The organism is Arthrobacter sp. BF1 (assembly GCF_056680215.1).
In genome coordinates, this window is the sequence record NZ_CM155271.1 from 628328 (window position 1) to 647460 (window position 19133).

Here is a 19133-nt window from a genome sequence, read left to right on the forward strand (position 1 = left end):
CCGTGCGCGTCAGGTTCCTGGTCCCCGGCAACGTCAGCCACAACTCAGGCGGCAACGTCTACAACGCACGCCTCACCGAGGGGTTGCGGGCTTTGGGCGTCGACGTTAAGGTGGTCGCGGCGAAGGGGGACTGGCCGGACGCCGGCATCAGTGAACGACGGCGGCTGGCCAGCCTGCTGGGCCTCGGCGAACCAGGGGCGGGGAACCAGTCAGCCACGGTCACGGTGGTGGACGGGCTCATCGCCTGCGGCGCCCCTGCCGAACTGGAGGCTGCCGCGGCCGCGGGGAACGGCGCCTGGATCCTGCTCCACATGCCGTTCCCCGGTCATGTCGACGGCGAACGGCGGGCGCTGCAGGCAGCCGCCGGCGTGATCTGCAGCAGTACGTCGGCCGCGGACCACGTCAGGGAACGGCACGGCATTGAGACCAGCCGGGTTGCCCTGCCCGGTACGGATTCCGCGCCAGTGGCTGCCGGCTCGGACCCCGCGCACATCGTCTCGGTAGCCGCGCTGCTCCCCAACAAGTGCCAGCTGCTGGTGGTGGAAGCGCTCGCCAAGCTCCAGGATCTGGCGTGGACGGCATCACTGGTGGGTACGGAAAGCGCCGATCCCGCCTACGCGGCGCAGGTCCGGGCGGCGATCAGCTCGCACGGACTGGACAGCAGGATCCGGCTAACTGGCGAGCTCACCGGAAACGCTTTGGCGGATGAATGGAACCTGGCGGACCTGAGCGTGCTTGTGTCACGGGCCGAAGCGTTCGGTTTGGTGGTGACGGAATCGCTGGCCCGCGGAATCCCGGTCATCGTCCGGGCCGCCACCGGAGCCGTGGAGGCGCTGGGGATGGGCGCCGGGCCGGTCCTGCCGGGAACCGCCGTCGTGCTTGCCGGCGGTGAAAGCCGCGAGCCGGAGATTCTTGCGGCGGCCATCCGGGAGTGGTTGTCGGACCGCACGCTCCGTGCAGGTTGGCAGACCGCTGCGCTCGAGGCCCGGGAAAATTTGCCAGGCTGGGACACCACAGCGCAGAACGTGGCGGCCATCCTCGGTGAGCTATAGCTTGCCGCGGTGGGCGGCGAAGAAATCCTTCAGCAGGGCCCCGCACTCGTCTTCCCTGACGCCGCCGTAGACCTCCACCCAATGATTGAGCCGGCGCTCGCGGAGGACATCGAACACCGAACCGGCCGCGCCGGCTTTCTCATCCCAGGCCCCGAAAACCACCCGCGGAATCCTGGCCAGTACCACCGCGCCGGCGCACATGGCACACGGCTCCAAAGTGACCACGAGCGTGCAGTCTGCCAGCCGCCAGCCGTCCCCGGCGCCGCCATCACGCTTCGAGAGGGCACGCAGCTTCCCGGCCGCCTGGCGGATGGCCACCACCTCCGCGTGGGCGGTGGGGTCACCCAGCTCTTCCCGCTGGTTCCGTCCCGAACCCAGCACGCCGCCGTCGGGCCCTATGACCACTGCACCGATGGGCACGTCCTCCGTGGCCAGAGCCAGACGGGCTTCGTCGAGGGCAAGGCCCATCCACTCGCTGTGTTTCTTTTCGCCGGGCGCCATGGCTCAATGATAGTTTCGAGGGATATCCGTCCTTGCCACCCACTGACGCAGGAGGAACTCGTGGATGTTAATACATTCAGGGCCCGTGTAGGCCAATGGTTCAAACCGTACGCCGCCCTGTGGATCACCATGCTGGTGGGTGGCGTGCTGGTGGTCATCATGGCGCTGCTCGGTGCCGAGGTCTACGACAGTGTGGTGGACGACGCAGGACTGACCTCCTTGGACCAGCCGGCGCTCGGGTTGGCTGAGAGCCTGCGGAACCCCGGGCTGGATGCGGGCGTCACGGCGTTCACCAATATCGGCGGGGGCATCGGCATGCCCATCCTGGCCAGCATCCTGACGGCATGGCTCACGTTCCTGAGCCGGACCTGGCGCCCCATCATCCTGGTGGGCGGTGCCGCGGCGGTTTCCACAACGGCGACGACGGTGGGCAAGCGCCTGGTTGGCCGCACTCGGCCGGACCACGCCGATGCGGTCCCGCCGTACGAGACGTCGCCCTCGTTCCCCAGCGGCCACACGCTCAACACCACGGTGGTGATTGGTGTTCTTGTCTACATCATGTGCCTCCAGTTTGAGATGACCTGGGCGCGCATCACCGCCATCGCTGCCGGCGTGGTCTTCATCATCGCCATGGGCCTGAGCCGCGTTTTCCTGGGCCACCACTGGATGACCGACGTTATGGCCGGCTGGTTCCTCGGGCTCGCCTGGGTGGGAATAGTGATCCTGGCCCATCGGCTTTTCCATGTACTCCGGAAACGCGAGCACGCCGGTCCGGCACCCACATTCGAGCACCACGCCATCCGGGACGATCAGCCCAGCTGATTCCGGGCAGGGCCGCCCTGCCCGGATGATAGTTTTGACCCATGCGCACTCTTGTTGTGGACCACCCGCTGGTCGCCCATAAGCTCACCGTCCTGCGGGACAAAAACACCCCGTCTCCGGTCTTCCGGATGCTGACGGAAGAGCTGGTGACACTGCTCGCGTACGAGGCCACCCGCGATGTGCGCACCCAGGATGTGACCATCGAAACGCCGGTTAGCACCACCGTGGGCACCGCCTTCACCAAGCCCACGCCGCTGGTGGTTCCCATCCTGCGCGCCGGCCTTGGCATGCTCGAGGGCATGACCAAACTGGTCCCCACAGCCGAGGTGGGTTTCCTGGGCATGGCCCGCGACGAGGAAACGCTGGACATCATCACCTACGCCGAACGCCTGCCGGAGGACCTCACCGACCGGCAGATCTTTGTCCTGGACCCCATGCTGGCCACCGGCGGCACCCTGCGCGAAGCCATCAAATTCCTCTTTAAGCGCGGCGCCTCGGATGTCACCTGCATCTGCCTCCTGGCCGCGCCGGAAGGCCTGGCGAAGCTGGAAGAAGAACTTGCTGACGCCAACGTCACCATTGTCCTGGCCTCCATCGACGAAAAGCTCAACGAGAAGTCATACATTGTGCCGGGACTCGGCGATGCAGGAGACCGCCTCTACGGCATCGCCGGTTAGATTCCCGGGCGCAAGGGCAACGGGGCCTTCCGGATTCAGGAGCCCGCCGCTAGCCTGTGCGAATGGACTGGAAACTCGAACTTGTCTTTGTCCCTGTATCCGACGTGGACCGCGCCAAGGATTTCTACGTCAACAAGGTGGGCTTCAACGCTGACTACGACGAGCGGCCCGGCGACGGGATCCGCTTTGTCCAGCTGACACCGCCCGGCTCCGCCTGCTCGATCTGCATTGGCGAGGGTCTCAATGACGCCCCGCCGGGCACCGCCCCCAGCCTGCAGATGGTAGTCAGCGACATCCAGGCCGCCCACCACCACCTCAAGAGCAACGGGGTGGACGTGAGTGACGTGGATGTCCAGGACTGGGGCCACTTTGTCTACTTTGCGGATCCCGACGGAAACAAGTGGGCCGTGCAGTACATTCCGGGCCGCGAGTCCCAAAGCTAATTCATCCGGACACAGCAGCAGGCCCTGAACCGGGGGGACTCAGGGCCTGCTGCGGTACGGATCCGGGGAGAACCGGGTTTAGTACCAGTTGTTCGACAGGTGGAAGTTCAGCGCGCCGCACGGCGACTGGTAACGCTCCTGGATGTAATTCAGGCCCCAGTTGATCTGCGTGCGGTAGTTGGTGAGGTAGTCCGCGCCGGCGCTCGCCATCTTCTCGGCGGGCAGCGATTGGACGATGCCATACGCACCGCTGCTGGCGTTGGTCGCCGTGGTGGTCCAGTCGGATTCCTTGGTCCACAGCGTCTGCAGGCACTGCATCTGGTCCGGGGCCCAGCCGTAGCTGGCCAGCTGGCCGGCGGCGTAGGCCTGGGCACCGGCGGGGTCGTTGACGGCCACAACAGGAGCAGGCTCCGGCGCGGGGGCCGGTGCGGCCTCGGGTGCGGGGGCCGGTGCCGGAACGGGGGCCGGTGCGGGCTCGGCGGCCTGCGGGGCAACGCTGATTTCAGGAGCCGCAGGTGCCGGCACAGACTTGGCCTGCATCTCGGCCTTTTCCATCGTCAGTGGCGACTCGATCTCGGCAGTGGACATTTTCTGGGTGTCGCTGACCGCTGTGAGGCTGCCGGATTCGGACGCCTGGCCCGCTGCACCCAGCCCGATCAGGAGGGCGCACGCTGTGCCGAGCACGGCAACGCGCTGTCCCAGGGAGGGAATTCGGTTGCGAAGTTTGTTTGACCCGTTATGCGGGCGTGTTTCTACCTTGGATTCAGACATGATGGATCGCCTCTCACACCTGCGGAGTTAGCTGTCGGGTTCGGATGAGGGCATCCGGCCACACGGAAACATCACGTGCTGGCTTCACCCCAAGGACACTTGGGTCCGGGACTCTGGGTCCCCCGCCTCTGCCTCGATCGATCGGGAATCCGGGAAGCGGCAGAGCTTGGCGTCATCCGGATGTGCGGCCCGAACGGGATCCGCACTCTATCGACGGTACAGGAGCGTGGCGCTTAAGTCACATTTTGGTAACGAGCATCACGACGTCGGCGTGTTGGCTTGCGGTGCGCCGACTCCAGTGGGGAGGTGGAGCGCGAACTGGGTGCAGCCGGGTTTCGACGTCACCTCCACTGTGCCCCCGTGCGCCTCAACAATGGACTGCACGATGGACAGGCCCAGGCCGCTGGTGCCTTCTGCGGCCCCGGCGCCGGAACCCGGCGCCGTGCTTTTGCGGGCTGCGTCTGCGCGGGCGAAGCGGGCGAAAGCGTGGTCTACGAATTCGGGTGGGATGCCCGCGCCGTCGTCCGTCACGGTCACCACAGCGCGGCCGTCCTCTGACGTCCGCACGCTGGTGACCACGGTGGTCCCCGGCGCCGTGTGCTTGCGCGCGTTGGAAAGCAGGTTGACCAGCACTTGGCGCAGCTTCGACGCATCGCCGTTGACTGAGAGCGGCTCGTCGGGGAGTTCCAGATGCCAGTTATGGTCCGGGGCTATCACCTTCTCATCGCTGACCGCCTCGATCACGAGCTGCGTCAGGTCAACCTCGCCGAGTTTCAGGGCTTGCCCCTCGTCCAGCCGGGCCAGCAGGAGCAGATCCTCCACGAGTGTGGTCATGCGCTCGGACTGGCTCTGCACCCTCGCGAGCGACTTCCTGCCGTCCGGGGTGAAGTTCTCCGTCATCCGCATCAGCTCCGTGTAGCCGCGGATGGCCGTCAGGGGAGTCCGCAGTTCATGGGAGGCGTCCGCGACGAACTGCCGCACCTTGGTTTCGCTTCGTTGACGCGCCTCAAGTGCGCTGGAAACGTTGTCCAACATCAGATTCAGGGCATGGCCGACGCTGCCCACCTCGGTTCCGGGGTTGGCGTTCGACGGCGGGACGCGCACGGCCAGTGCCACCTCGCCGGCGTCCAGCGGAAGCCGCGCCACCCGTGTCGCAACCTCGGAAAGCTGCTCCAGCGGCTGCATGGTGCGCCGGATGAGCACCGTCCCCGCCAGACCGATCAGCAACAGCCCGCCAAGGGAAACAAACACGAAGGTCCATACAAGTGACGCCAGGGTGCTTTCCTTGGCATCCAACGGAAGTCCCGTGACCAAAACGTCACCGAAGCCCGTTTCCACGGCCACAATCCGGTAATCCCCGTTGGACAGCTGGCGGTCCACAGGATTGCCGTTTCGGGCCAGCGCGAGCAGGGCCTGCTTATCTTCCGTGCTGAGCGCAGAGCGCGTAGCGTCCGAGTCCAGGTAACCGCCGCTGTTGATCTGGCCGTTCAAGATGCGCGCATTGAGTGTTCCCACGCTCTGCCCCCGGGCATCGAGCGGGTCCCTACCGTTGAAGCCACCTCCACCCTGGGGCCGGCCGGGATCGTTCGAGCGGTTGGCTGCCTGGCTCAGCTGCTGATCCAGCTGCCTCGTGAGAAAGGAATCCATCGAGGCATAACTGAACAGTCCCACCGCACCGCAGATTGCCACCAGCAGGGCCATGGCCAGCAGGATCAGGCGGGTGCGCAGGTGCCAGGTGGCTGGTTTCAGCCAGCTGCGGCCCGGATGCGGGGTAACTTGTTGCGCGGACATGGCCTGCCGCGCTATTCGGCGGGCTTGATGACGTAGCCGGCACCCCGCACGGTATGGATCATGGGCGGGTGCACCGCGTCCACCTTTTTGCGCAGGTAGGAAATGTAGAGTTCCACGATGTTCGCCTGGCCGCCGAAGTCGTAGTTCCACACTCGGTCCAGGATCTGGGCTTTGCTGATCACGCGCTTGGGGTTCTCCATCAGGTACCGGAGCAGCTCGAACTGGGTTGCCGTGAGCTGCAGGTCGTCCCCGGCGCGTGTGACTTCGCGCGTATCGACGTTGAGGACAAGATCGCCCACCACCAGCTCGGCCGTGTCCATGGCAGCCACCCCGGACCGCTGGACCAGCCGGTGCAACCGCAGCAGCACCTCTTCCATGCTGAAGGGCTTGGTGACGTAATCATCCCCGCCGGCCGCCAGGCCGACGATCCGGTCCTGGACAGCGTCCTTGGCAGTGAGGAAAAGGGCTGGCACCTCAGGCGCAAAGGCGCGGATCCTGCCCAGCAGCTCAACGCCGTCGAACCCTGGCAGCATGACGTCCAGCACCAGGACGTCCGGGCGGAACTCCTTGGCAAGCTTGACGGCCTCCGGGCCGTCCGCAGCCACGGCAACGGACCAGCCGGCCATGCGCAGCCCCATGCTCATGAGCTCCGAAAGGCTCGGTTCGTCATCCACCACCAGGGCGCGGATAGGGGAGCCGTCCGGGTGGGTCAGCTGCGGAAGGTTGTTGGTCATGGAGTGCGAAGTGGCCATGGGACAACTCTCTGATCTTTCGGTTAGCCCACGCTTTGTGGTTCCTGTGTGCGAGCTGTGACTCTCAGCGTAGCGAGCTGGACAATCGTCCCCTGACTATTGACCGTGCCGGGCGGAAAACCCCCGGCCGGCAAGACGAGCGCCGGCGCTCGATAAATCGTGCCCGCCTAAGACAAATTTTCCGGGTGATTGGACAACGTAACCCCGTCGATGCGCTGATTCTACGTCAAGCGCATGAAGTCTCCGCAGATTCCAGGAATGACCAGCTTATCGAATAATATTCTTCCGCAGGCGCATGTGAGGCCGCCAGCCGCGAATTTGAATAACCCAGATGCCAACTCGCCGAATTGTGATACGGGGCACATTCTCGTCCGTTTGTCTCAGAATGCGGACGAATGGGGCCTTTGTTACTTGCAAGTTTTCATTGTTACGTTGCACACTTTGAATTGTGAACAAGAACTCAACAGCACCTGCAGCCGCAGAATATTGGCCCAGCACATCCGTTGCTGCCGACATGCGCTGTTGTCGAATGCACGCCTGACCTTCAGACCCCACGAAGTTCTTAGGCATTCGCCTCCCCTAGTCCAGAGTCGGGCGCCCCCTCCCAGATTTCTCCTTGCGGGAACCCAGCACTCGAGCCGCAATGACGGCCATTCACATTGAGGTAAGCATTCATGTCAGTTGCATCCGGATACGTCCACATCTCCGTCCGTAACGCAGGTAAGCCCAGCCAGGCTTCCGGGCTCCGTCAAGGGTTTGGTACCCGCCAGGCGTTCGCGCCGGCCGCCGGCGGAACCGGGTTTCCCGCTCCCGGCTACGTGCCCCAGGGCTACAATCCCAACTCCTACGGCCAGCTCCGCGCCGTGCAGCCCTCTGAATCTGCACCTTTCACCGCGCCGACGCCGGTCATAGCAGGGAACAACACCGCCCGGCCTGCCGCGAACGACAACCTTGCCCGTGGATTCGTCCTCTACATGGGCATCGACGAGGAAACCGCGGCGGCTGCCGGGACCTCCATCGCCAAGCTTGCCCAGGAAATCCGCGCCTACGCACAGTCCCTCGTGACCGGTGCCGAAAGCTACGCTGCCGTGGCCATGGCCCCGGCCGGCACCCCCGGTTCCGCGCTCGACGTCGTCCGTTCCACCTTCGGTGACCCGACCGTCAACGCCCAGAAACGCACCGAAACTGCACGGCTGCAGCAGGCCGCGGAGCCCCGCCCCTCCGGCGTCCTCATCGACCTGGCCCGCCGCGAAGTCCACCTCGACGGCGAATCCCTGAACCTGACCTTCAAGGAATTCGAACTCCTCAACTACCTCGTCGAGAACGGCACCCGCACCGTTGGCCGCGATGAACTGCTCGAAGGCCTGTGGCGCAACGCCGAGGAAGTCCCCAACGAGCGCACCATCGACGTCCACATCCGCCGCCTCCGCTCCAAGCTCGGCCGCCTCGCCAACACCGTGCGCACCGTCCGGGGCCAGGGCTACCGCTTCTACGAGCACCCCGAAGTTGTGGTTTGGGCCGCTCCCGAATACTCGATCTAGCCTTAGCGACGCACGTGAGTATTGGCCTTTGCGGCTACTTTTTGGCCTCCGCGGCTGGTGTTTTTGGGCGTTAGGCTTGGGGGATGAGTGACCACCACATCAAACGCTTGGTGATCATGCGCCATGCCAAGGCTGACTGGCCCGGCGGGGTTGCGGATCATGAACGGCCGCTGGAGGAGCGCGGGCACCGGGAGGCACCGCTGGCCGGTAGATGGCTGGTCAAGCACGGCATCCTGCCCGACTTCATCCTGTGCTCCAGCGCCCTGCGCACCAGGCAGACGTGCACGTGGGTATGCGCGGAGTTGGGGGATAAGGCCCCGACGCCGAAACTTGAGGATGGCCTGTATGCCGCCTCCGCGCTGCGCATGCTCACCGTGGTCAACCATGTGCCGGACACCGTCACCACGCTGATGCTCATCTCGCACATGCCCGGCGTCCAGGATCTCGCCATGCATCTGGCATCACGGGACTCAAACCATGACGCCTACATGGATGCAGCCACGCGCTACCCCACCAGCGCCCTGACAGTGCTGGAAACTGAAAAGTCCTGGGCCGAACTCGACGGCCAGGACGCCCGGATCACCAAATTCAAGGTTCCCCGGGCCCACTGACGCGCTGGAGTCTGGCAGAGTTGGACGGTGAACCTCCGACACTCCCTCCTGGCCCTGCTGGTCGCCGTCCTTTGGGGCGTGAACTTCGTGGCGATCGACATGGGTTTGCATGCCGATGCCGGCGAGGTGCCGCCGCTCCTGTTTGTCGCCATGCGGTTCGTCCTGGTGGTCTTCCCCTTGATCTTCTTTATCCGGAAGCCGGATGTGAGCTGGAAGGCGATCATCGGCGTCGGGCTCTTTATGAGTGCCGGCCAGTTTGGCCTCCTGTATCTGGCCATGGCCCTTGGCATGCCGGCTGGCCTTGCCTCGCTGGTGCTCCAGGCGCAGGTGCTGCTGACGGTTCTCCTGTCGGCCGGGTTCCTGGGGGAGCGCCCCAGCCGCAGCCAGCTGTTCGGCGTGATTCTTGGCGTCGCCGGGCTGGCCGTGGTGGCCGTGGGCCGCAGTGCCGTGGCGCCCCTGCTGCCGCTGATCATTGTGCTGGGCGCGGCGCTGTCCTGGGCCGCCGGGAACGTCATCGCACGCCAGGCCAAGGCAGCCTCAGGGCTGGGCCTGGTGGTCTGGTCCGGGGCCGTGGTTCCGTTGCCACTTGCAGGTCTTTCGCTCCTGGTGGATGGGCCCGACGCCGTGCTCGGCACGCTGGCCCACCTGCAGCCGGTCACCATCGCCAGCGCGCTGTACACGGCGATTTTCGGGTCGTTGGTGGGGTATGGAATCTGGAACCGGCTGCTTGCCCGCTACCCGTCGTCGGCCGTTGTTCCCTTCACGCTGCTGGTGCCCGTGGTTGGCATGAGCGCTGCGTGGCTGGTACTGGCGGAGGTGCCGACGCCGGCCGAACTGGCTGGCGGCGCACTGCTCCTGGGCGGGGTGGCGACGGCGGTACTCACCGGAGGAGGCAGGCCGCGTCAGCGCCGGGACGTGGTTTTGGCGCCGGACGTGGGTGCCGCCAGCGGCGCCGGTCTGGGTGCCGGCTTGCGCGCCGGGGATGCGGACGACGACGGCCGCTTGGCTGCCCCCGCCGGCAGCCGGGCAGGCGCGCGGGAGCCGGAGCCGCGCTGAGCGGTTGCCCCGGTGCTGCGGGTACCCGTGTTCCGGGGTGCAGGCGTGCGCCCGGCCGACGCACCCCGGGCTGCAGGCCGGCCCTGCGACGGCGGGCGCTTCCGGCCACCACCGGCCGCCGCCCGGCTCCCGGCTCCGAGCCGACGTCCTGAGGGCCAGGCCACGCCCAGAAACAGGACCAGCACCGTAGCGACGGCTGAGGCGGCGGCCCAGAAGAAATAATTGTCAGGATCGTCGGTGGGAAGCGGCGTCCCTATGATGGTCGACTGATCCACGAAGGCCAGCTCCCAGGTGCTGAGGAAAGCCAGCGAGAAAGCGATGGTCAGGCTGCTGCCCACGCCCGTGGCCACCAGGGCAACATGGCGGCGCCGCAGCAGGACTTCGGTCACCGCGGCAACGTAGGCCACGGCCACGAGCCCCAAAAACGTGACCATCACGGCTTCCTCGAGCGTGATGGCAGTCAGCACCAGCATGCCCAGTGCGGCGACAGCCGTGATGAGGGCGAACTTTCCGCTGATACCCATGTGGCGCATGGGATCAATCATCCCCGAGGGTGGAGTTACTTCAGCACGTAGCCGCGCATGATCGCCATGATTGCTGCAACGCTTTGGTCACGGCTCCGCTCCGGGTTGTAGGTTACCCGGTCCAGGCCCACCACAAAGCAGGCACCGAAGATTGCCGTCTCCAGGCTGCCGCGCGAGATGGTTCCGTCGACGGGGTGGGCGGCCGCCACGGACTCGATCGCGTCGCCGATGACGGTCAGGAGCTCGGTCCTGAGCACGGCAAAGGTATCCCGCCACACGCTGGGAGTGCGCCAGTTCTCGCTGACCCACAGCCTCGCGAAGGACGGGTAGTCAGCCATGAAGTCCATGGCCTGCCCGATCATTGCCTCCATGGCCACCAGGGGGTCAACGGCGGGGCCGCCCGCAGCGCCGGGGGCGCCGCCGGCGCCGGGACCACCGGACGCGCTGAGCAGGCGCGCCTTCAAGATGTCCACGCCATGCCGCAGCAACTGCGCGATCAGGTCGGACTTGCTGCCGAAGTTGTAATAGACGGTGCCTTTGGAAACGCCCGCCGCGGCGGCGATCTCGTCCACGGTCACACCGGCAGCACCCCGCTCACCGATCAGCTCCATGGAGGCGTCGAACAGCTTTTGCCGGGTGGCGTTGGTCCGGGCCGGGCGGAGTTTCTTCTCCGCCGCACCATGGCCGGACATCACGGCGCTCATACGGCGATCTCGGGCTTGAGCGTCTTGAGCGTCCAGTATTTGTGCTTCCGGACCGCGAAGGTGGACATCGCGGCGCCCAGCAGCGTGTAGCCGACCAGCCCCAGGACAGTGGGCACAATCATGGACAAGTCCGCACCATAGATGAGGTGCCGCATGCCGGTGACCACGTAGCCCATCGGGAGGACCTCGTGCACCACGTGCAGCGGCTGCGGGGTGGTCTGCCACGGGAACGTTCCGCCCGAGGATACGAGCTGCAGCACCAACAGGATCAGCACCACCAGCTTGCCGGGCGACCCCAGCAAAGCCACCACGCCCTGGATGATGGCGCTGAACGCCATCGCCGCGGCCAGCATGAACAGCCACATCAGGACCGGATGTGCCGGGTTCAGGCCCAGTGCCAGGTCCACCACCAAGGTCAGGAGCGTGGCCTGGACTGCGGAGACGGCCAGGAACGGAAGCCAGCCGCCCACGGCGATTTTCCAGGACGGGGCGTTCGACGCCAAGGCCCGCTGGGTGATGGGCCGCATGGCCTGGACCAGCATAAAGATGCCGATCCACAGTGCGAGGGTGAGGAAGAAGGGCGCCAGCCCCGCACCGTAGGAGCCCGCTTTGGCCTGCGAGACGTTGCTGACTGCAACAGGATCGGCGATCACCTGCGAGAGGCTGTTCTTTTGCGCATCGTCGGGGTTGGGCACCTGGCCCGCACCCCGGGCAATCTCGGTAGCGAGCGTTCGCGACCCGTCAGCGGCCGTAACGGCACCGGCCTCAAGCTGCCCCGCACCGGCGTCGACCGCCTTGGCACCCTCCGCCAAACGGCCTGCACCGTCGAGCGCGGTCTGCTGGCCGGTGGCCAGCGTAGCCGCGCCAGTGTGGAGCTGGTCGGCGCCGGCCGAGGCCTGTACCACGGCGTCTTTCAAGGCCGGCGTGGCCGCGGCGAGCTGGGCGGCGCCCACACTCACGGCCGTGGCGCCGTCTGCCAGCTGCTGGACCTGGGCGGCATCTGTCTGGATGGTGGCTTTCGCCGCGGCCACCGGACTGGAGGCGGCTGCGGCATCGAAATCGGCCAGAATGCTGTTCGCCTGCTCCTGCGTGATCACTGCTGCGGCGATGAGGCGGGTGTTCGATTCGATCACCCGTGCCCGCAGGCCCTGGTCCGCGGCATCGAGTTGGGTGACGACGTTCTGGACCTTGGTGTTCAGCTGCGCGTTCCCTGCAGCCACGCTCGCGGCCCCGTTGGCCAGCGTCTGGGTATCCGTGGGGAGAGTGGCGGTCTTGTCCTTCAGGAGGGTGAGGCCGCTGCTGAGCTTCCCGGCGCCGTCGGTCAGCTGGTTGGCGCCGTCACGCAGTTTCAGTTGTCCGGCGTAGAGCTCCCCGGCCCCGGTGCTGAGTTCAGTAGTGCCTGTGTGCAGGGTGGTGGCCCCGTCGCGGAGGGTGGCGATGCCGTCGGCCAGCTGTCCGGCCCCGTCTCCTGCCTTGAGCATCTGTGCATGGATGGTGCCGAAGCCCGTGAGGAGCTGGTTTGCGGTTTCTTCGCCCACCTCCTTGGCCACGGTGCTGTGAACCGAGGTGGTCAGCTTGTCCACGATGGTGCTCAGCAGGTAGTTGTTGGCATCGTTGGTGGTGACGTTCAGCATCGCCTGGCTGGCTGAATCGAAGCTGCCCGGTGAGACCAGGTTGGTGGAGAAGTCCCTGGGGATCTTCAGTGCAAACGCGTACTTGCCGCTGCTGACGCCATCGTCGGCCTCTGCGGCACTGCTGACCGGCTTCCAGTTGAAGACATGGCCGTCGACCAGCCCGCGGGCCACGTCCTCGCCGGCGTGGAGTTCGGTGCCGTCGCCCGATGTGGCTCCGGCGTCTTCCACCACCAGGGCTGCGTCGATCTGGTTCAGGTTCCCGTAGGGGTTCCAGTTGGCGTACAAGTACACGGCGCCGTACAGGAGCGGCACCATGATCAGGGCAAGGATGGTCAGCTTCGGCAGTAACCCGCCGGTCATCCGCTTGAGCTCGGAACGGGCCAGCCGCAGCACGGTCACTTGGCGTCCTCGGTTTCGCGTAGAAGGGCTTCTGTTTCGTCGTCAGCCAGGGCAGGTGCCGGGGCGGCGGGGGTTTCGTCCGGCCGCAGGGCCGCGTTGCCGATCACGGCGGACGGTCCCGTCCACGAGTCCGGGAGGGCAGTGACGGTAGCGACGACGGCGAGTGGCCGGCCGCCGTCGTACGCCAGCGCTTCAAGCCGCGGCAGCCAGTCCGCAGCGCTGGCGCTGTGCCTGTCCGGGGAGTCGACCACCAGGAGATCCGTGTGCGGGTTGGCCAGCGCCAAGGCCGTTAGCAGCTCCATTCGTTTGCCGGCGGGCAGCTGCTCGGTCCACAGATCCGCGATGTCCTCAAACCTGTTGACCTTGAGCCAGGGTTTGCTGAGGAGCGCGCCGCGGTAGCGCCGGGGGACCAGTGCGAGGTCCTCGGTCACGAGGTCGCGCACGCTGAGGTGCTGCTCCGGTTCGTTCACGCCGGGGGAATCGACCAGTGCGCTGGCGAGGCGAAGGGCCCTGGTGCGGGAGTTGCCGGCCCACGTGATCTTGCCGCCGCTGGGCTTCATCCGGCCACTGATGGTCAGGGCGAGGGCGGTCCGCTGGTCCTGCCGATCCGCTGCCACCAGGAGCAGCTCGCCCCGGCTGGCGCGCAGGGAGGTGGGCGGGAGCAGATCGTCGCGCCGCCCCTTCACATGGAGCTGCTGGACAAATAGCAAGGATGACCTTTCGACGACGTATGTCTGCACTCATCCTAACCGAACTGACTGGTCAGTTCAAATAAGCTACAGGCCGTACTTCTCCAGCAACCGCAGCCATACCTCGCTGATCGTCGGAAATGACGGCACCGCATGCCACAGCCGGTCAAGCGGGACCTCGCCCACCACGGCGATCGTGGCGGCATGGAGCAGTTCGCCCACATCCGGTCCCGCGAAAGTGGCGCCCAAGATGACCCCGCGATCCTCGTCGACCACCAGTTGCGCCCAGCCGGCGTAGTGCTCTGAGTGCAGCGATGACCCCGATACCGCGATGGGCAGCTCCACGGACGAGGCGTTGTAGCCGTCCTTCCTTGCCTGCTCCACCGTGCGTCCGACGGCGGCCAGCTCCGGATCGGTGAACACCACACTGGGCACGGCGTGGTGGTTGGCCGTCTGGGCGTAGCGGCTCCAGGCTGCCGGAGCGCCCTCCAGTTCGCCCTTGGCGCGGGCGGCAATGGCGTCACCGGTGGCCCGGGCCTCGTATTTGCCCTGGTGGGTGAAGTAGTTCTTGCCGGCGGCGTCTCCCACCGCGTAGAGCCAGGACTGCGTTCCGTCCAAGCCCTGGACTAGGCCAGTGGAGTCGGTGGCGAGCTGGAGCGGCTGCCCGTCCTGGGCCTCGAAGCCCATGCTTTCCAGGCCCAGGCCTCCTAGGGCCGGATGCCTGCCGGTGGAGACCAGGACCTTGTCCGCTGTCACGGTGCTCTGCTCGCCGGCTGTCCGGTCACGCAGGCTCAGGGTGAAGGTGCCGTCGTCGTTCTCGTGGATGCTATCCGTGGACGTGCCGAGGCGAATCTCCACTCCGTCCGCCCGAAGTCCCGCGGCCACGAGGCTGCTGGCTTCGGCCGGGAAGCTGCCCAGGAGCCCGCTCCTCGCCACCAACGTCACTTCCGCGCCCAGGCGGGCGAAGGCCTGGGCCAGTTCGGCGCCGGCCACGCCGCCGCCGAGGACGGCCAGCCGTTCCGGGATTTCCTTGGCCGACGTGGCCTCCCGGGTGCCCCAGACCTTCACTTCTGCCAGTCCTTTGATGGGCGGTTTGTTCGGGGTGGAGCCGGTGGCCAGTACAACGGCGTGACGGGCCTTGAGCTGGTAGGTGTTGCCATCCAGCCCGGCTACTTCCACCGCGCGGAGCCCGGTGAGCCGGCCGCGACCGCGGATGAGTTCGATGCCGGTGTCGTCCAGCCATTTCACGGCGCCGTCGTCCTGCCAGTTGGCGGTGAAATAGTCGCGGCGCTTGAGTACTGCCGCAGCGTCCAGCGTGCGGGTGACCGCTTCCTCCGCGCCTGGCACGGTCTGCGCACCGTGAAGGGCCGTGCCTGAACGGAGCAGCGCTTTGGACGGCATGCAGGCCCAGTAGGAACATTCGCCGCCCACCAGTTCGGCCTCGATCACCACCACGGTGAGTCCACCCTGGACTGCCCTGTCCGCAACGTTTTCGCCCACGGCGCCCGCGCCAATGATTACGACATCAAATTCCCGTTCAACGGTTGGGGGCGTCATTTCTCCAGCCTACGCCCGGCCCCCGACGGTGGGGCAGGGCCGGTGGGCTGCCAAGCCGTTAAAGCAAAAGGTCCGCGCCGGCGAACCGGTGCGGACCTTTATTCTGTGCGCCCAGAGGGATTCGAACCCCCGGCCTTCTGTTCCGTAGACAGACGCTCTATCCAGCTGAGCTATGGGCGCATATTCTGTTTCGCGGAGTATCTCGCTCCCCGAACCTCGAATTACTTTACGCGAGGCTGGGCCCTCGTGCCAAATCGGGAGCCATGTAATATAGCTGACTAGACCGGTCTACGTGACCTTTGTCACTTAATTCCATCGATTTGGACAGGTATTCCTTGAATTTGCGCGGTTTCCATCCCAAAGGAGCAGAAACGTGCATAACGGACATCGCCAGTGACCCCGAGGCGGCCAATAACATTTAGGACACACCGATGAACCCGAGGAAGGGAACCGTAATGGGCGATCTGGCGCAGAAACCGTTGCTTGAAAAAGCACCCACCACGCATGCCGCACTGCTGGCATGGGTCGACGAGGTTGCAGAACTTACTCAGCCGGACCGCATCTACTGGGTTGACGGATCCGAGGAGGAGAACACTCGTCTCACCGACGAGCTCGTCGCGGCCGGCACCCTGACGCGGCTGAACCCGGAGACTTTCCCCAATTCCTTCGCGGCATTCTCTGATCCGGCCGACGTAGCCCGGGTTGAGGAGCAGACCTTCATCTGCTCCGAGAAGGAACGCGACGCCGGCTTCACCAACAACTGGATGGCTCCGGCCGAGATGAAGCAGAAGCTGCGCGGACTCTTCGCCGGCTCCATGCGCGGCCGCACCATGTACGTCATCCCGTTCGTGATGGGCCACCTCGACGCCGAGGATCCCAAGTTCGGCGTCGAGATCACCGACAGTGCGTACGTAGTCGCTTCCATGCGCATCATGGCCAACATCGGCACCGAGGTGCTGGACAAGATCACCTCGACGAACGCATTCTTTGTACCGGCCCTGCACTCCTTGGGCGCGCCGCTCGAAGCGGGCCAGGCCGATGTGCCATGGCCGTGCAACCCGGACAAGTGGATCGTGCACTTCCCCGAGGAGCGCTCCATCTGGTCCTTTGGCTCCGGCTACGGCGGAAACGCACTGCTGGGCAAGAAGTGCTACGCCCTGCGCATCGCTTCCGTGATGGCCCGCGACGAAGGCTGGCTGGCCGAGCACATGCTCATCCTTAAGCTCACCTCGCCGGAGAAGAAGAACTACTACATCTCCGCGGCCTTCCCCTCCGCCTGCGGCAAGACCAACCTCGCTCTGCTGGACCCCACCATCGAAGGCTGGAAAGTCGAAACCCTGGGCGACGACATCACCTGGATGCGGATCGGCAAGGAAGGCGAGCTGCGCGCCACCAACCCGGAGGCGGGCCTTTTCGGCGTAGCACCGGGCACCGGCTGGGGGACCAACCCCAACGCCATGCGCGCCATCGCCAAGGGCCACAGCATCTTCACCAACGTCGCCCTCACGGACGACGGCGGCGTGTGGTGGGAAGGCATGACCGACGAGGTCCCCGCGCACCTGACGGATTGGCAGGGCAACTCGTGGACCCCGGATTCGGACCAGCCCGCCGCCCATCCGAACTCACGCTTCTGCACGCCGATCTCACAGATCGACATGCTGGCTGAGGAGTACTACAGCCCCGACGGGGTAGAGCTCTCGGCCATCCTCTTCGGCGGCCGACGCAAGACCACGGTTCCCCTGGTCACCCAGGCCCGCAGCTGGACCAACGGCATCTTCATGGGCTCCACGCTCTCCTCGGAGACCACGGCTGCCGCTGCCGGCCAGGTCGGTGTGCTCCGCCGCGACCCGATGGCCATGCTGCCGTTCATCGGCTACGACGCCGGCGACTACATGAAGCACTGGATCAGTGTCTCGGGCAAAGCCAACCCGGAGCGTCTCCCGCACATCTTCCTGGTCAACTGGTTCCGCCGCACGGCCGACGGCGGTTTCGCATGGCCGGGCTTTGGCGACAATGCCCGCGTTCTCAAGTGGGCCATCGAGCGCCTCGAGGGTAAGGCTGACGCCATCGAAACACCCATCGGTTTCGTCCCGGCGGGCCACTCGCTGGACCTCACCGGCCTGGACCTCACCCACGCCCATGTGGAAGATGCTGTACGCGTCGACCGCGAGGAGTGGGATGCCGAGCTGGCCTCGATCGAGGAGTGGTACGCGAAATTCGGTGACTCCCTTCCGGAGGCCCTGCGCGCCGAGCTCGACGCCCTGAAGGAACGCATGGCGGCTCACTAGCCGTTAGCTGGGAATTGTAAATTCATAACGACGGCGCCCCCGCACCTTTTCGATAAGGTGCGGGGCCGCCGTCGTCATCGAGTGCTCCGTACTCGTCGTTTTCAACCCTCAAAGCGACACGTACGGAGCAATGGATTTAGCTGGCGAGCCAGATGTCCGGGCCGAAGACCTCGTAGTGGATGGACGTGGCCGGAATGCCCGCGTTGATCGCCTCGTTGCGAATGTTCTTCATGAAAGGCAGCGGGCCGCACAGGTAGAGCGAGGCATTCGCCGGGAGATCCACCTCGCGCAGGGACATAAAGCCTTCCTTGGTGCCCTCCACCGGCTGCTCCAGCCACAGCTGCAGCTCGGCACCGTCCAGGCGTTCGACGTCGTCCGTCATCTGGCCGCGCAGCGCCCAACTATCCAGGGTGCTTTCCGCGTGCAGTACCAGGACTTGCCGCTCCGAACCGGCTTCGGCGAGGGAGCGCAGGATGGATGCGGTGGGAGTGCAGCCAATGCCGGCCGAGGCCAAGACCACCGGGCCGTCGCCCTCTTTGAGGGTGATCTCGCCGTAGGGGTTGGAGATGTCCAGGACGTCGCCCACCTTAACGCTGTTGTGGAGCACGGGGGAGACCTCGCCGCCGTCGTCAAGCTTGGTGGTGAAACTGCGGCTGGTACCGGCCTCGCCGGACAGTGAGTACTGCCGCACCTGCCGAAGGCCGTCCGGCAGGACCACCTTGACGCTGACATACTGGCCCGGCAGTGCCGGGGTGATGGGGGTGTCGTCCGCGGGTTCGAGCGTGAAGGTCATGGAGCCGGCGCCGGCCACAGCCTTGGCGGCTACCCGCCAGGGAGCCCACATCTTGCCGTTCGCCTGCGCGGCGTAGAGGCCCTTTTCCAGCTTGATCAGGGCATCTGCCATCAGCCAGTACACCTCGGTCCAGGCCTCGGCGATTTCCGGCGTGATGACCTCCGCAAGGTCCTCTGCAAGGGCTGCGAAGAGGTGCTCATAGACCACCTGGTACTGGGGCTCGGTGATGCCGAGGGAGGCGTGCCGGTGGGCGATCCTGGAGAGGACGGTTTCGGGCAGCGTGCCCGGATTGTTGACCAGGTGCGTGGCGAAAGCGGCGATGCTTCCGGCGAGGGCCTGTTGCTGGTCGCCAGAGCGCTGATTGGAGCGGCTGAACAGGCCGTCGAGCAGTTCGGGGTGGGCAGCGAACAGACGGGCATAAAACTTGGGGGTGATGGCGCCGATCCGCGAACCGACCAGCGGCAGGGTGGCCTCAATGACGGGGCGGGCTTTGTCCGAGAGCATTTGTACTCCTGAGATAGGTGACCG

General features: G+C 65.8%; 18 protein-coding genes, 1 tRNA gene and 1 riboswitch. Of the genes, 8 read left to right on the forward strand and 11 right to left on the reverse strand.

The annotated features are described in order from the left end of the window. Positions 1–2: 2 nt before the first annotated feature. Positions 3–1052, forward strand: a complete 1050-nt coding sequence (locus tag AC1MCD_RS03025; RefSeq protein ID WP_498675747.1) for a glycosyltransferase family 4 protein — start codon at positions 3–5, stop codon at positions 1050–1052. On the opposite strand, the gene AC1MCD_RS03030 is transcribed toward AC1MCD_RS03025, so the two are convergent. Beyond that, the gene (locus tag AC1MCD_RS03030; RefSeq protein WP_498675749.1) at positions 1047–1553 is read right to left on the reverse strand and encodes a nucleoside deaminase; all 507 of its coding nucleotides are present in this window, start codon (positions 1551–1553) and stop codon (positions 1047–1049) included. The genes AC1MCD_RS03025 and AC1MCD_RS03030 overlap by 6 nt on opposite strands. A gap of 129 nt (positions 1554–1682) precedes the next feature. Between AC1MCD_RS03030 and AC1MCD_RS03035 the strand changes: the two genes are divergently transcribed. From AC1MCD_RS03035 to AC1MCD_RS03045, 3 genes are all read left to right on the forward strand, one after another. After that, entirely contained in the window at positions 1683–2375 is a 693-nt protein-coding gene (locus tag AC1MCD_RS03035; protein WP_498678135.1) for a phosphatase PAP2 family protein, read from the forward strand. Positions 2376–2416: 41 nt separating this feature from the next. Next, a complete protein-coding gene (gene upp, locus AC1MCD_RS03040) occupies positions 2417–3052 on the forward strand; it encodes a uracil phosphoribosyltransferase (protein ID WP_498675751.1) in 636 nt (211 codons plus the stop codon). Positions 3053–3114: 62 nt separating this feature from the next. Next, positions 3115–3495: a VOC family protein gene (locus AC1MCD_RS03045; RefSeq protein WP_498675753.1), complete on the forward strand. Its 381-nt coding sequence runs from the start codon at positions 3115–3117 to the stop codon at positions 3493–3495. Positions 3496–3573: 78 nt separating this feature from the next. On the opposite strand, the gene AC1MCD_RS03050 is transcribed toward AC1MCD_RS03045, so the two are convergent. The 4 genes from AC1MCD_RS03050 to AC1MCD_RS03065 form a co-directional block, all read right to left on the reverse strand. After that, positions 3574–4266 carry an aggregation-promoting factor C-terminal-like domain-containing protein gene (locus AC1MCD_RS03050; protein ID WP_498675755.1) on the reverse strand — a complete coding sequence of 231 codons (693 nt, stop codon included), beginning with the start codon at positions 4264–4266 and terminating at the stop codon, positions 3574–3576. A gap of 5 nt (positions 4267–4271) precedes the next feature. Continuing rightward, a riboswitch (cyclic di-AMP (ydaO/yuaA leader) is annotated at positions 4272–4431 on the reverse strand. 93 nt (positions 4432–4524) lie between these two features. Then, entirely contained in the window at positions 4525–6057 is a 1533-nt protein-coding gene (locus AC1MCD_RS03055) for a sensor histidine kinase (RefSeq protein WP_498675757.1), read from the reverse strand. Positions 6058–6068: 11 nt separating this feature from the next. Then, positions 6069–6809 carry a response regulator transcription factor gene (locus AC1MCD_RS03060; RefSeq protein ID WP_498675759.1) on the reverse strand — a complete coding sequence of 247 codons (741 nt, stop codon included), beginning with the start codon at positions 6807–6809 and terminating at the stop codon, positions 6069–6071. Positions 6810–7076: 267 nt separating this feature from the next. Next, complete coding sequence (locus AC1MCD_RS03065; RefSeq protein ID WP_498675761.1) at positions 7077–7379, reverse strand: hypothetical protein; 303 nt, start codon at positions 7377–7379, stop codon at positions 7077–7079. Positions 7380–7483: 104 nt separating this feature from the next. Here AC1MCD_RS03065 and AC1MCD_RS03070 point away from each other — a divergent pair, with 104 nt between their 5' ends. The 3 genes from AC1MCD_RS03070 (at position 7484) to AC1MCD_RS03080 (ending at position 10017) form a co-directional block, all read left to right on the forward strand. After that, a complete protein-coding gene (locus tag AC1MCD_RS03070; protein ID WP_498675763.1) occupies positions 7484–8350 on the forward strand; it encodes a winged helix-turn-helix domain-containing protein in 867 nt (288 codons plus the stop codon). Between the two features lie 83 nt (positions 8351–8433). Next, positions 8434–8961, forward strand: a complete 528-nt coding sequence (locus AC1MCD_RS03075) for a SixA phosphatase family protein (RefSeq protein ID WP_498675765.1) — start codon at positions 8434–8436, stop codon at positions 8959–8961. Positions 8962–8988: 27 nt separating this feature from the next. Then, a complete protein-coding gene (locus AC1MCD_RS03080; RefSeq protein ID WP_498675767.1) occupies positions 8989–10017 on the forward strand; it encodes an EamA family transporter in 1029 nt (342 codons plus the stop codon). Between the two features lie 559 nt (positions 10018–10576). Here the strand turns inward: AC1MCD_RS03080 and AC1MCD_RS03085 are convergent. The 5 genes from AC1MCD_RS03085 to AC1MCD_RS03105 form a co-directional block, all read right to left on the reverse strand. Next, positions 10577–11245 carry a TetR/AcrR family transcriptional regulator gene (locus AC1MCD_RS03085; protein WP_498675769.1) on the reverse strand — a complete coding sequence of 223 codons (669 nt, stop codon included), beginning with the start codon at positions 11243–11245 and terminating at the stop codon, positions 10577–10579. After that, the gene (locus tag AC1MCD_RS03090) at positions 11242–13278 is read right to left on the reverse strand and encodes a YhgE/Pip family protein (protein WP_498675771.1); all 2037 of its coding nucleotides are present in this window, start codon (positions 13276–13278) and stop codon (positions 11242–11244) included. The genes AC1MCD_RS03085 and AC1MCD_RS03090 overlap by 4 nt, the downstream gene beginning before the upstream one ends. Beyond that, on the reverse strand, positions 13275–13988 hold the full coding sequence (locus AC1MCD_RS03095) for an ABC transporter ATP-binding protein (RefSeq protein WP_498678137.1): 714 nt from the start codon (positions 13986–13988) through the stop codon (positions 13275–13277). The genes AC1MCD_RS03090 and AC1MCD_RS03095 overlap by 4 nt, the downstream gene beginning before the upstream one ends. A 66-nt stretch (positions 13989–14054) precedes the next feature. Further along, positions 14055–15524, reverse strand: a complete 1470-nt coding sequence (locus AC1MCD_RS03100) for a dihydrolipoyl dehydrogenase family protein (protein WP_498675773.1) — start codon at positions 15522–15524, stop codon at positions 14055–14057. 106 nt (positions 15525–15630) lie between these two features. Then, positions 15631–15704: transfer RNA gene (locus AC1MCD_RS03105), tRNA-Arg, on the reverse strand. Positions 15705–15979: 275 nt separating this feature from the next. On the opposite strand from AC1MCD_RS03105, the gene AC1MCD_RS03110 reads away from it, so the two are divergent. Beyond that, positions 15980–17812, forward strand: coding sequence for a phosphoenolpyruvate carboxykinase (GTP) (locus AC1MCD_RS03110; RefSeq protein ID WP_498678138.1), 1833 nt, complete (start codon positions 15980–15982; stop codon positions 17810–17812). Between the two features lie 136 nt (positions 17813–17948). Here AC1MCD_RS03110 and AC1MCD_RS03115 read toward each other — a convergent pair whose 3' ends face one another. Then, positions 17949–19109, reverse strand: coding sequence for a globin domain-containing protein (locus AC1MCD_RS03115; RefSeq protein ID WP_498675775.1), 1161 nt, complete (start codon positions 19107–19109; stop codon positions 17949–17951). Positions 19110–19133 lie beyond the last annotated feature (24 nt).